This window comes from Micromonospora sp. NPDC005171 (assembly GCF_040608575.1).
Classification (GTDB): domain Bacteria; phylum Actinomycetota; class Actinomycetes; order Mycobacteriales; family Micromonosporaceae; genus Micromonospora.
In genome coordinates this window covers 380,687-393,445 of sequence record NZ_JBEXIM010000002.1, presented here as the reverse complement: position 1 = coordinate 393,445, position 12,759 = coordinate 380,687, and the positions used below count along the sequence as shown (strand labels likewise).

12 protein-coding genes are annotated in these 12,759 nt (G+C 70.9%); all 12 read left to right on the top strand.

Features of this window, described 5'->3' with window-relative positions; translation table 11 throughout:
• A complete protein-coding gene (locus ABZU74_RS05790) occupies positions 1–1,152 on the top strand; it encodes an ABC transporter ATP-binding protein (protein WP_355419145.1) in 1,152 nt (383 codons plus the stop codon).
• Entirely contained in the window at positions 1,149–2,057 is a 909-nt protein-coding gene (locus ABZU74_RS05785) for an ABC transporter permease (protein WP_355418901.1), read from the top strand. Before ABZU74_RS05790 ends, ABZU74_RS05785 begins: the two co-directional genes overlap by 4 nt.
• Positions 2,054–2,890: an ABC transporter permease gene (locus ABZU74_RS05780; RefSeq protein ID WP_355418899.1), complete on the top strand. Its 837-nt coding sequence runs from the start codon at positions 2,054–2,056 to the stop codon at positions 2,888–2,890. The genes ABZU74_RS05785 and ABZU74_RS05780 overlap by 4 nt, the downstream gene beginning before the upstream one ends.
• On the top strand, positions 2,887–4,353 hold the full coding sequence (locus ABZU74_RS05775; RefSeq protein ID WP_355418897.1) for an FAD-dependent oxidoreductase: 1,467 nt from the start codon (positions 2,887–2,889) through the stop codon (positions 4,351–4,353). The genes ABZU74_RS05780 and ABZU74_RS05775 overlap by 4 nt, the downstream gene beginning before the upstream one ends.
• Complete coding sequence (locus tag ABZU74_RS05770) at positions 4,353–5,534, top strand: saccharopine dehydrogenase C-terminal domain-containing protein (RefSeq protein WP_355418895.1); 1,182 nt, start codon at positions 4,353–4,355, stop codon at positions 5,532–5,534. The genes ABZU74_RS05775 and ABZU74_RS05770 overlap by 1 nt, the downstream gene beginning before the upstream one ends.
• Positions 5,535–5,805: 271 nt before the next feature.
• Positions 5,806–6,570: a G5 domain-containing protein gene (locus tag ABZU74_RS05765; protein ID WP_355419143.1), complete on the top strand. Its 765-nt coding sequence runs from the start codon at positions 5,806–5,808 to the stop codon at positions 6,568–6,570.
• A gap of 231 nt (positions 6,571–6,801) precedes the next feature.
• Positions 6,802–7,653, top strand: a complete 852-nt coding sequence (locus ABZU74_RS05760; RefSeq protein ID WP_355418893.1) for a type IV toxin-antitoxin system AbiEi family antitoxin domain-containing protein — start codon at positions 6,802–6,804, stop codon at positions 7,651–7,653.
• Positions 7,654–8,110: 457 nt separating this feature from the next.
• On the top strand, positions 8,111–8,776 hold the full coding sequence (locus tag ABZU74_RS05755; protein ID WP_196921199.1) for a response regulator transcription factor: 666 nt from the start codon (positions 8,111–8,113) through the stop codon (positions 8,774–8,776).
• Positions 8,773–9,837, top strand: coding sequence for a HAMP domain-containing sensor histidine kinase (locus ABZU74_RS05750; protein ID WP_355418891.1), 1,065 nt, complete (start codon positions 8,773–8,775; stop codon positions 9,835–9,837). The genes ABZU74_RS05755 and ABZU74_RS05750 overlap by 4 nt, the downstream gene beginning before the upstream one ends.
• Positions 9,838–9,910: 73 nt before the next feature.
• On the top strand, positions 9,911–10,921 hold the full coding sequence (locus ABZU74_RS05745) for a pyridoxal-phosphate dependent enzyme (RefSeq protein WP_355418889.1): 1,011 nt from the start codon (positions 9,911–9,913) through the stop codon (positions 10,919–10,921).
• Positions 10,918–12,048 carry a D-alanine--D-alanine ligase family protein gene (locus ABZU74_RS05740; RefSeq protein WP_355418887.1) on the top strand — a complete coding sequence of 377 codons (1,131 nt, stop codon included), beginning with the start codon at positions 10,918–10,920 and terminating at the stop codon, positions 12,046–12,048. The genes ABZU74_RS05745 and ABZU74_RS05740 overlap by 4 nt, the downstream gene beginning before the upstream one ends.
• The gene (locus ABZU74_RS05735) at positions 12,045–12,722 is read left to right on the top strand and encodes a M15 family metallopeptidase (protein ID WP_355418885.1); all 678 of its coding nucleotides are present in this window, start codon (positions 12,045–12,047) and stop codon (positions 12,720–12,722) included. Before ABZU74_RS05740 ends, ABZU74_RS05735 begins: the two co-directional genes overlap by 4 nt.
• The last annotated feature ends 37 nt before the right edge of the window (positions 12,723–12,759 follow it).

Below are 12,759 nucleotides of genomic sequence, written 5' to 3'. Positions count from 1 at the left end.
ATGGCGCGCGAGACACCCGCCGGCGATCTGCGGCTGGCCAACCTCAGCAAACGGTTCGGCGTCTTCACCGCTGTCGACGACCTGAGCCTGACCATCGAGCAGGGCTCGTTCTTCGCGTTGCTCGGCGCGTCCGGCTGCGGCAAGACCACCACGTTGCGGATGATCGCCGGTCTGGAAGAGCCGAGCAGCGGCCAGGTGCTGCTCGGCGACAGCGACATCGCCCGGCTGCGGCCGTACAAGCGACCGGTCAACACCGTCTTCCAGAGCTACGCGCTCTTCCCGCACCTCACCATCTTCGAGAACGTCGCCTTCGGGCTGCGTCGACGTGGCATCCGCTCGGTCGACGACGAGGTCACCCGGATGCTGTCGCTGGTGCAACTCGACGGCTACGGCAACCGCCGCCCCGCCCAGCTCTCCGGAGGTCAGCAGCAGCGGATCGCGCTGGCCCGCGCCCTGATCAACCGGCCGCAGGTGCTGCTGCTCGACGAGCCGCTGGGCGCTCTCGACCTCAAGCTGCGCCGACAGATGCAGATCGAGCTGAAGCGCATCCAGACCGAGGTCGGCATCACCTTCGTCCACGTCACCCACGACCAGGAGGAGGCCATGACCATGGCCGACACCGTCGCGGTGATGAACGCCGGCCGGATCGAACAGTTGGGTGCCCCGGCCGACATCTACGAGTTTCCCGCCACCGCCTTCGTGGCGAACTTCCTCGGCCAGTCCAACCTGCTCGCCGGCGAGGCCACCGGCGTCAGTGGCGGCGACGTCGCGGTCACGGCGCACGGCACGCGCCTCTCGGTGCCCGTCGGCCGGTCGCGGGCCGACCACGGCCCGGTCCACCTGGGGGTACGCCCGGAGAAGCTGATTCTGGTCGGCTCCGCCGACCAGGTGCCCGCCGGGCATCAGCACGTCACCGGAGTGGTCACCGACGCCTCCTACGTGGGAGTCAGCACGCAGTACCTGCTGCGCACCGGCTGGGGCACCGAGTTGTCGGTCTTCGCCGCCAACAGCGGAACGTCGACGCGGGTGGCCGTAGGCAGCGAGGCGGCGGCGTGCTGGGATCCGCGGCACGCTTTCCTGCTGCCCCGTGACGCCGCCGACAGCGACCGGACGTCGCCGGTGCTCGACGAGCCGGTGGGTGCGGCGTCGTGACCCTCCTGGCGCCCACCGGAGCGGGGCACCCGCCACCCGCGCCACCGGCAGCCCGGTCCGGGCGGCGCCGACTCCTGCCGTACCTCCTGTTGTTGCCCGGTGCGGCCTGGCTGCTCGTCTTCTTCGGCGTGCCGCTGGTGCAGTTGGCGGCGGCCAGCCTGTACGACCCCAGCGGCTCGCTCTCCACCGGGTACGCGATGACCTGGGCGGTCAGCAACTACCCGGACGTGCTGCAGGCGTACTGGCCGCAGTTCCTGCGCTCGTTCGGCTACGCCGGGCTGGCCCTGGTGCTGGCGCTGCTGCTGGGCTACCCGCTGGCGTACGCGATCGCACAGAAGGCCGGTCGTTGGAAGAACCTGCTGCTGGTGTGCGTGGTAGCGCCGATGTTCACCAGCTTCCTGGTCCGCACGCTGGCCTGGAAGACGATCCTGTCGGACAACGGCGCGCTGGTCGGTCTGTTGCGCGACGTGCACCTGCTCGCCCCGGACGGTCGGCTGCTGGCCACGCCGTTCGCTGTGGTGCTCGGCCTGACGTACAACTTCCTGCCGTTCCTGGTGCTGCCGCTGTACGCGAGCCTGGAGCGGCTGGACCACCGGTTGCTGGAGGCGGCCACCGACCTTTACGCCAGCCCGGTGCAGGCGTTCCGTCGGGTGACGCTGCCGCTCTCCATGCCGGGTCTGGTCGCCGGCACGCTGCTGTTCTTCATCCCGGCCAGCGGCGACTACATCAACGCCGAACTGCTCGGCACCCCGAACGAATACATGATCGGCAACGTCATCGACTCGGCGTTCCTGGTCCGCCTGGACTACCCGCAGGGCGCCGCGCTGTCGTTCCTGCTGATGGCGGCGATCCTCGCGGTGGTCTTCGGCTATCTACGCAGGGCCGGCACGGAGGAGGTCCTGTGAGGGTGTCGCGCTGGTTGGCGGACCGCTGGGTGATGATCGTGGCGTTGCTGGTGCTCGGCTATCTGGCGCTGCCGATCCTGGTGGTGGCCGCCCTGTCGTTCAACCGCCCGTCGAGCCGCCTGTCGTACGACTTCAACGAGTTCACGCTGGACAACTGGCGGCAGCCGTGTGCCACCTCGGACATGTGTGACGCGGTGGTCCGCAGCGTGCAGATCGGCTTCATCGCCACGGTGGTCGCCACAGTGCTCGGCACCCTGATGGCGTTCGCGCTGGTCCGGCACCGCTTCCGGGGCAGGTCCGGGATCAACGTGCTGATCTTCCTGCCGATGGCGACCCCCGAACTGGTGATGGGCACCTCGTTGCTGGCCCTGTTCGTGTCGGCCGGGGTGCCGCAGGGGTTCTGGACGATCGTGATCGCGCACGTGATGTTCTGCGTGTCGTTCGTGGTGGTCACGGTGAAGGCGCGGCTCGCCGGGATGGACCGGCGGCTGGAGGAGGCCGCCATGGACCTCTACGCCAGCGAGTGGCAGACCTTCCGGCGGATCACGCTGCCGCTGGTGCTTCCCGGCATCGTGGCCGCCGCGTTGCTGGCCTTCTCGCTGAGCTTCGACGACTTCATCATCACGAACTTCAACGCCGGCACCACAGTCACGTTCCCGATGTACGTCTGGGGCGCCGCCCAGCGTGGTATCCCCCCGCAGGTCAACGTGATCGGCACCGCGATGTTCGCGGTCGCGCTGCTACTCGTGGGGCTCAGTTCGCTGCGCGGTCGACGGGCCCGCCGCGCCGACCTGCTGGCCGGGCCGGCACACCCCGCGCGCCGGTCGTCATGACCCTCCCGCACACCGGCCGGGCGTTGGCCGACGCGGCACCCGTGCCGTACTGGCTCGATCGCCCGGACCGCCCCGACCCGCTGCCGCCACTGGCCGGTCGGCACTCCGCCGACCTGCTGGTGATCGGCGGTGGTTACGGCGGGTTGTGGGCCGCGTTGTTGGCGAAACAGGCCGACCCGGACCGGGACGTGCTGCTCGTCGACGCCGGGACCTGCGGTTGGGCCGCGTCCGGGCGCAACGGCGGGTTCTGCGCCGCCTCGCTCACCCACGGCCTCGCCAACGGCGTGGACCGGTTTCCCGACGAGGTCGGCGAGTTGGAACGCCTCGGCCGGGACAACCTGGACGCCATCGCCGCCACCGTCGCCACGTTCGACATCGACTGCGACTTCGAGCGCACCGGCGAGCTGGCCGTCGCCGTCGAGCCGTACCAACTCGACGGGCTGGCCGCCGACGCGGAACTGGCCCGCCGGTACGGCCACCGGGTGCGGCTGCTCGACCGGGACGAGGTGCGCGCCGAGGTGCACTCACCGACGTACCTGGGGGGCATGTTCGACGCCGACCGGGTGGCCATGGTGGACCCGGCGAGGCTGGCCTGGGGTCTGCGCCGCGCCTGCCTCGACCTCGGCGTACGGGTGCACGAGCACACCCGGGTCACCGGTCTGCGCGCCGACGGCGCGGCCCTGCACGCCGTCACCCTCGGCACCGACCCCGCCGCCCTGCCGACCGACCCTGACCGGGCCGAAACCCGGGCCGCCGGCCTGCCCGGCTCGATACGGGCGCGTCGGGTCGTGCTGGCCACCAACGCGTTCCCGCCGCTGCTGCGCCGGCTGCGGGCCTACCTGGTGCCGGTCTACGACCACGTGCTGATGACCGAACCGCTCACCCCGGAACAGCGGGACGCCATCGGGTGGCGCAACCGGCAGGGGCTCGCCGACACCGCCAACCAGTTCCACTACTACCGGATCACCGCCGACGGCCGGATCCTCTTCGGCGGCTACGACGCCGTCTACCACTACGGCAACCGGGTCGCACCCCAGTTGGAACAACGACAGGCCACCTTCGCCACCCTCGCCCGCCACTTCTTCACCACGTTCCCGCAGCTCGCCGACGTGCGGTTCAGCCACCGTTGGGGCGGGGTCATCGACACCTGCACCCGGTTCTGCCCGTTCTTCGGCACCGCCTACGGCGGCCGGCTGGCGTACGCCGCCGGCTACACCGGCCTCGGCGTCGGGGCCACCCGCTTCGGCGCCCGGGTGCTGCTCGACCTGCTCGACGGCGGGAACACCCCGCTGACCCGGCTCGACCTGGTTCGCCGCAAGCCACTGCCGTTCCCGCCGGAACCCGTCCGCGCGGTCGGCATCAATCTCACCCGCTGGTCACTGGCCCGCGCCGACGCGCGCGAGGGTCGGCGCGACCTCTGGCTCCGTACTCTCGATCGTTTCGGTTTGGGGTTTGATTCCTGATGCGTGTCCTCCTCGTCGGCGCCGGTGGCGTCGGCTCCGCCGCCGTAGCCATCGCCGCCCGACGGACCTTCTTCGAGACCATCGTGGTCGCCGACCACGACCCCGTTCGCGCCCAGCGGGCCGTCGCCGGGCACGGTGACCGCTTCGTCGCCGCCCAGGTGGACGCCGCCTCGGCCGACGCGATCACCGCGCTGTGCCGGGAGCACCGGATCACCCACGTGCTGAACGCCGTCGACCCCCGGTTCGTCATGCCGATCTTCAACGGCGCGTTCACCGCGGGCGCTGACTACCTGGACATGGCGATGTCGCTGTCCCGCGCCGAGACCGGGGTGAAGCTCGGTGACGAACAGTTCGCGCTGGCCGACACCTGGTCGGCGGCCCGGCGCCTGGCGCTGTGCGGCATCGGTGTCGAGCCCGGCCTGTCGGACGTGTTCGCCCGGTACGCCGCCGACGAGTTGTTCAGCGAGATCGACGAGATCGGGGTCCGGGACGGGGCGAACCTCACAGTCGACGGCTACGACTTCGCACCCTCGTTCTCCATCTGGACCACCATCGAGGAGTGCCTCAACCCGCCGGTCGTCTGGGAACGGGACCGGGGCTGGTTCACCACCGAACCCTTCTCCGAGCCGGAGGTCTTCCACTTCCCGGAGGGAATCGGGCCGGTCGAGTGCGTCAACGTCGAACACGAGGAGGTGCTGCTCATCCCGCGCTGGGTCAAGGCCCGGCGGGTCACCTTCAAGTACGGCCTCGGCGACGAGTTCATCGAGGTGCTCAAGACGCTGCACAAACTCGGTCTGGACGCGGTCTCCCCGGTACGGGTGCGCGGCGTCGACGTCTCCCCGCGTGACGTGGTGGCCGCGAGTCTGCCCGACCCGGCCACGCTCGGTGCCCGGATGCGCGGCAAGACCTGCGCCGGCACCTGGGTACGCGGCCTCGGCCCGGACGGGCAACCCCGCGAGGTCTACCTGTACCACGTGGTCGACAACGAGTGGTCGATGCGGGAGTACGGGCACCAGGCGGTGGTCTGGCAGACCGCCGTCAACCCGGTCGTCGCGTTGGAATTGCTCGCCACCGGCGCGTGGGCCGGTGTCGGGGTGCTCGGGCCGGAGGCGCTGCCGCCGATGCCGTTCCTCGACCTGCTCACCAACTACGGCTCGCCCTGGGGCCTGGAGGAGCGGTGAACGCGGCCCCGGTGACGGCATCGCGACAGTCCCGCCGACGCGATTGGACATCCGCTCTCCGGTCGATCCGGTGCGTGGTGATCTGCGGCTTTTGGTGGTGCTGATACCCGCACGATCGGCCCTGCCCGGCCGACCTGGAGGGTTGCCGGGCCTGTCGACTCGTCGCCCGCAACCGCGCCCACCGATCTTCCCGCGAGGCGAAAGGCGCAGGTGACGAGCGCGACGGTGGATATTGCCCACGGTGTTTGCGACGACACTCATCGCCGTGACGATGCAACCACCACAGAACCCGGGGCCGCCGTACCCGCCGCCGTACGGCCAGGCGCCGCGACCAAACTGGTTCCGCCGAGCCACCCCCGCCAGCCGCGTCGCCGTGATCCTCGGCTCGGTGGCCCTGTCGATCCTGCTGCTCTGCTGCGTCGGCACCGCCATCGTCGGTGCGCTGACCGGCGAGCCGGAGTCATCCAAGACCGGAACCGCAGCCGAGGAACCGCAGCAGCCGATCCTGGCCGCGCCCGGCGAGCCGACCGAGGAGGTGTCGCCGATCGCCGAGGCCTCCAGCGCGCCTCTCGCCACGCCCTCATCGACGCCCGCCTCGGCAACCTCGTCAGCGGCAGCCGTGCCCGTGGTGCAGGTGACGACAGTGACGGAGCGGGCCACGATCCGCCACGGCGAGCGGACCGTGAAGGACTCGTCGCTGGCCGAGGGGAAGCGGGTCGTCCGCACCAAGGGTGTGAACGGTGTCCGGACCCTGACCTACGAGGTGACCACCACCGATGGCGTGCGGACGGCCAAGAAGCTGGTCAAGTCCGTCGTGACGAAGCAGCCGGTGACCCAGGTCGTCGCGGTCGGCACCAAGAAGCAGCAGTCGTCGAACTGCGACCCGAACTACAGCGGCTGCGTCCCGATCGCCAGCGACGTCGACTGCGCGGGTGGCAGTGGCAACGGCCCCGCCTACGTCAGCGGACCAATCCGAGTGATCGGCGACGACATCTACGACCTGGACCGAGACGGCGACGGCGTAGCCTGCGACTAATCCCGGCCCCCGCCCCTTGCCGAGTGGATCATGGAGTTGTGGTGGGCGGAAGGTGCTGTTCCAAGGCACTTGTCCGCCACCACAACTCCATGATCGACTCGGGTGGCGGACTCGGTGCGCTATAGCACGGTTGGGGAGGGCTGCGGGGGTTGTGCACAGGGTCGGTGGTTATCCACAGAGCGCGTCGTTGGGGTCGAGGGTTGGTGAAGTGGTGCTGCAGATTCCTGCGGCATGGCAGAGCCTTCGTATCGATACTCGGAGTTACTCGCGGCCGGTCTCAGCCGGGAACAAGTGCGTAGGTTGACCGAGCAGTCCCGCCTGAACCGGCTGTCGCGGGGCGTCTACGCGCCGTCGGTCGACCAGGCCGGACGCCTGCCGGCAATCTTCCGACGGCTGCCTCCCAGCGCCGTCGTCGGCTTTCACACCGGCGCGCAACTGCATGGCTTCGGCGACGCGCGAAGCCCCAACGTGCACGTGATCGTGCCAGCGGGGGAGAACGTCCCCCGTATACGAGGCGTGGTTACCCACGAGGCAGTGCTGCCGGTACGTGATCCGGCACTGCTGGCCGGAGTGCCCTGTGCACCCGCTGCCAGGTGCGCGGTGGACCTGGCCCGGTTGTTGCGTCGCATGGAGGCGATGCCGCTGCTGGATCTTTGTCTTCGGGTAGGCGCCTGTCGGCCGGAAGAACTGAGGGTCGAGGTCGCTCGGCACGACCGGTTGCGCGGAGTCTGTCAGGCACGCGACCTCGTGCCACGCGCCGATCCTCGGGCGGAATGTCGGCAGGAGAGTCAGCTGCGCTTGGTGCTGTTGGACGGCGGCCTGCCGGCGCCCGAGCCGCAGATTTGGGTCCCGGACAGCAACGGAATACCGCTCTACCGCCTGGATCTTGGGTATCGGCGACACCGCGTCGGCGTCGAGTACGACGGATCGTCCCATCTGGACCGTGTTCGCCTCCGGCACGATCGCGCCCGAATGAACTGGCTCGCTGCCAACGGCTGGCAAATGCGCCACTTCACGGACCAGGACCTCTACCGTCGCCCCGCCCACATCATCCGAACCTTGTCCCCCCTCCTCCGCCCATAGCCGCCCCCAGCCGCCTGCGCCGGCCCCGCCCAGCCCAGCCTCGTCGATCATGGAGTTGTGGTGCCTCGCGAAAGGTGTGAAATAGGATTTAAGGCCCACCACAATTCCATGATCGACGCGACGCGACGCGACGCGACGCGACGCGACGCGGCGGGGGGCTTGCGGGTTCGCTCCGCCGGATCGACGCCGAATTTCAGGGCGAGCCACGGGTCAGCCATTGGACGACCTCCTCGGCCCCCATCGTGACGCAGCTCACCCGTGAGCGCCAACCGCCGTGGCCTTCGGGGACGGACGACGCAGCTGGCGTGCTCCGGGTACGAAGTCGACATCCCCTGGCTGGCGATGGTTTGCCCGCCGGACACTCGCGTGGAGGATGGCTGCGACGGGTGCTTACAGAACCCTTAACCCGGGCCTGCGACGGTATGCCCGGCAAGCCGAACTCGGGGGAGCGGGAAACGTGCGGGTGCTGGTGGCGGACGACGAGCGGTTGTTGGCGGACACGGTGGCCGAAGGGCTGCGCCGCCTTTCGATGGCTGTCGACGTCTGCTACGACGGTGACGGTGCGCTGGAGCGGGTCGGGGTGAACCGGTACGACGTCGCGGTGCTGGACCGGGACATGCCCGGTCACACCGGCGACGAGGTGTGCCGCAGCATCGCCGACTCGCAGGTCGGCACCCGGGTGCTGCTGCTCACCGCGGCGGCCGGCATCCGGGACCGGGTGGAGGGTCTCGGCCTCGGCGCGGACGACTACCTGACCAAGCCGTTCGCCTTCGCCGAGTTGGTGGCCCGGGTGCAGGCCCTCGGGCGACGGTCCACGCCGGCGCTGCCACCGGTGCTCGCCCAGGACGGCCTGGCGCTCGACGTGGGCCGCCACCTGGCCACCCGGGACGGCCGCCCGCTCGCGTTGAGCCCGAAGGAGTTCGCGGTGCTGCACGTGCTGCTGCGCGCGGAGGGTCAGGTGGTCAGCGCGGAGGAGTTGCTGGAGCAGGCCTGGGACGAGTTCGCCGACCCGTTCACCAACGCCGTACGGGTCACCGTGATGACCCTGCGCAAGAAGCTCGGCGATCCCGCGATCATCCACACAGTTCCGAAGGCCGGCTACCGCATCGGCGGTACGGCGTGAGCTGGACGCCCCGCCGTCGGGTGCTGCTGGTCGGTCTCCTGGCGCTGCTGGCCGGGCCGGTGCTGCCGGCGATGGGCAAGTGGCTGGCGGGGGTGACCTGGACCTGGGGGCAGCAGTTCTGCGACCTGCCCATGCCCGGGTTGCCGACGGTGTGCCGCGACGTGCGACCGGGGGCGTACATGCTGCCCCTGGGGGCCGTGCTGCTGGTGACAGTGGCCGCCCTGGTGGGGCTCTGGTTCGCTGCGGTGTGGTGCCTGCGCCCGGTCGCTGACCTGGCCGGGCCGATCGGTCACCTCGGCCCGCAGAACCTCGGTCACCGGATCCGACCCCGGGGCCGCGACGAGCTGGCCCGGCTGTCCCGGGCGATCGACGAGATGATGGAACGCGTCTCCGCCGGGTACGAGGGGCAGCGGCGGTTCGCGGCGAACGCCTCGCACGAGCTGCGGACGCCCCTCGCGGTGCAGCGGACGCTCATCGAGGTTGGCATGGCCAGGACGCTCACCGGCGAGCAGTTGGAGTTGTTGACCAGCCAGCTGCTGGAGACCAACGAGCGCAACGAACGCCTGATCGAGGGCCTGCTCGCGCTCAGCGAAAGCGACCAGGGCCTCCGTTCGCGGATACCGCAGCGGTTGGACACGATCGTGGAGGCGGTGCTGGCCGGGTACGTGGACCGGGCCCGGGAGGCCGGGATCACAGTGGAGACCCATCTCGGACCCAGGGTCGTCGTCGGTGAGCGGGTGCTGCTGGAGCGCCTGGTCACCAACCTGGTGGAGAACGGGATCAAGTACAACCGGCCGGGCGGCTCGCTGACCGTCGTGGTGAGCGGCGTACCGGCGCTGTCCGTGGTGAACACCGGCCAGCCCGTGCCGGCCGAGGCGGTGGCCGGGCTGTTCGAACCGTTCCGCCGACTCGCCCGGGACCGGACCTCGCAGGGCGGCGGGGCCGGTCTGGGCCTGGCCATCGCCCGGTCGATCACGCAGGCCCACGACGGCATCATCGCGGCCCGGCCCGCCGAGTACGGCGGCCTGCGGGTCGACGTCCAGCTACCCGTCGTGAACTGACACTTCCACCCACCTTCACCGGGGTCCACGTACCGCTGGATCCCGCCTGTGGTGTGCCCGAAAAGGAGAGACGATGACACGCACCTTTGGCCAGGTCCGGACCGACGTCGAGGAGGCCGGTCGGTGGCTTGCCGGCCGGGTGGTCCGCACCCCCGTGCTGCGGTCCCCGGTGATCGACGAGCTCGCCGGGGCGCGGGTCCTGCTGAAGGCGGAGAACCTCCAGCACGGCGGCTCGTACAAGATGCGGGGCGCGCTGCGCGCGGTCGGCCGCCTCGCCGCAGCCGGCCACACCGGGGTGATCGCGCAGAGCACCGGCAACCACGCGGTGGCGGTGGCGTTGGCGGCCCGGGAGCACGGGCTCGCGGCGACAGTGGTGCTGCCGGTCGACGCGGCACCGACGAAGGTCGACCGGGCGCGCGCGGCGGGGGCGCGGGTGGTGTTCGCCGGCACCGGCGTCGAGGAGCGGGTGGCGGTGGCAAACGGGCTCAGCGACGAGAGCGGTCACCCCGTCATCGACGCGTACGACCACCCGGACGTGATCGCCGGGCAGGGCACCGCGAGCCTGGAGCTGATCGAGGACGCCGAGCGCGCGGGTACACCGTTGGACGTGCTTGTCGTACCGGTAGGTGGGGGTGGCGGGGTGGCCGGCGCGTGCCTGGCCGCCGCCGGCTCCGGCATCGAGGTGTACGGCGTGGAGCCGGTGGGCTGCGACTCGCTCGCCCGCAGCCTGGCGGCAGGTGTTCGGGTGCCGGTCCCGCCGGCGTCCACCATCGCGGACGGGCTGCGGCCGTCCTGCGTGGGTGAGCTGCCGTTCGCCATCGTGCGGGACACGCTGCGCGGTGTCGTCCGGGTCGACGACGAGGAGATCGCTGCGGCGTTCCGGCTGATCCTGACGGAGCTCAAGGTGCTCGCCGAGCCGTCCGGGGCCGCGGGCCTGGCCGGTGCCCTCCGGCTCGCGCCGGAAGGAGACCGGCAGCGGACGGTCGGCGTGGTGCTGACCGGCGGAAACGTGGAAGCGGCGCTGGTGGCCCAGTTGATGGGCCCGCGGTCCGCCGACCTGACTGGGGAAGGGGCGGCGGCGTGAGCGCGCCAGTTCGGATCGGAATCCTGTTCGGTGGACCGTCGGCGGAGCACGAGGTCTCCTGTGCCTCCGCGCTCGGGGTGGCCCGGGCGCTCGCCGGCGGCGGCTACCGCACGGTCGCCATCGGCGTCACCCGCAGCGGCGGGTTACGGCTGATGCCGGACGCGCTGCTGGCCGAGTTGCGCGACCGTCCGGCCGGCGAGCGGGCCATCGACGACCAGTTGGTGGTGACCGGGCCGGCCGTCGAGTTGCGGGCCGGTAGGCGTCCGGGCGTCGTGCAGGTGACCGCCGGTAACGCCCCCGGCGCGGTGCACGCCGAGCTGGACGTGGTCTTCCCGGTGCTGCACGGCCCGTACGGCGAGGACGGCGTGGTGCAGGGGCTGCTGGAGTCGCTGAACGTGCCGTATGTCGGGTGCGGCATCCTCGCCTCGGCGGTCGGCATGAACAAGGTGGCGATGAAGCGGGCGCTGCGCGCCGAGGGCATCCCCGTCACCCCGGACGTGTCGTTCGACGCGCACACCTATCGGGCGGTGGACGACCCGGAGAAGCTGGTGACCGGGCTGAGCCGGCCACTCTTCGTCAAGCCGGCCAGCATGGGCTCGTCGATCGGCATCTCCCGGGTCGGTGCTGGTGACGACCTGGCCGCCGCCGTGCAGGAGGCGCTTCGCCACGACCAGCTCGTCATGGTCGAGCAGGGGGTCGCCGGCCGGGAGTTGGAGTGCGCGGTGCTCGGCGGCTGGCGTCCCGAGGCGTCGGCGGTGGGCGAGGTGCGGGTCGCCGGCGGCTGGTTCGACTACCAGCAGAAGTACTTCGGCGACGCCGACCCGATGATCGTCCCCGCCGTGCTGCCGGACGAGGTGACCGCGCGGGTCCGCGAGTTGTCGCTGCGCGCGTTCGCCGCGATCGGCGGTTGGGGCCTGGCCCGGGTCGACTTCTTCTACGACGAGACGGCCGGTGAGTTGTACGTCAACGAGCTGAACACGATGCCCGGCTTCACCGCGCACTCGATGTACCCGAAGGTGTGGGCCGCCGTCGGGGTCAGCTATCGGGAGGTGGTGGACCGGCTTGTCGAGTTGGCTCGGGTCCGGCACGCGGAACGGTTTGCGAGCACGGCGGGGAGCGTCCGATGATCCTGCTCTCCGATCCCCGGGTGGCGGCAGTGCGCAGCGTCGACGACGGCGAGGAGTTCGTGGACCTGCGTGAGTTGCCGGAGCTGCGGCTCGACGGCCGGGCTGTCGACCCGGCCGGGGCGTACGCCCGGTTGCGGGCCGGTGTCGTGGACCGCCTGCTGGCCGCGCAGCGTGCCCTGCCCGGTGGGCTGCGCCTGTTGGTGGTCGAGGGCTACCGGCCGTACCAGGCGCAGCTGGCCATCTTCACCGGCTACCGGGACGAGCTGCGCCGACGGCACCCGGACTGGTCGCCGCAGCGGCTGCACCGGGAGACCACGAAGTTCGTCTCACCTGTCGAGGTGGCCCCGCACAGCACGGGCGGGGCGGTGGACCTGACGCTCTGCACCGACGACGGTGTGGAGCTGGACCTGGGCACGGCCATCGACGCCACCCCCGAGGACAGCGCCGACGCCTGCTTCACCGACGCGCCGGCGATCGGCGGCACCGCCAGGCGGCACCGGCAGATCATGGTGGACGCCCTCGGCGGCGCGGGGATGATCAACTACCCGACCGAGTGGTGGCACTGGTCGTACGGCGACCGTTACTGGGCGCTGATCACCGGGGCGCCGCACACCCGGTACGGGCCGGTGGACCTGGCCGCCGCACGATCGATACCCGTGCCGGCTGAACGGTAGGGCGCTCCGGTCCGTACCAGGTGGGTGAAGACACCAC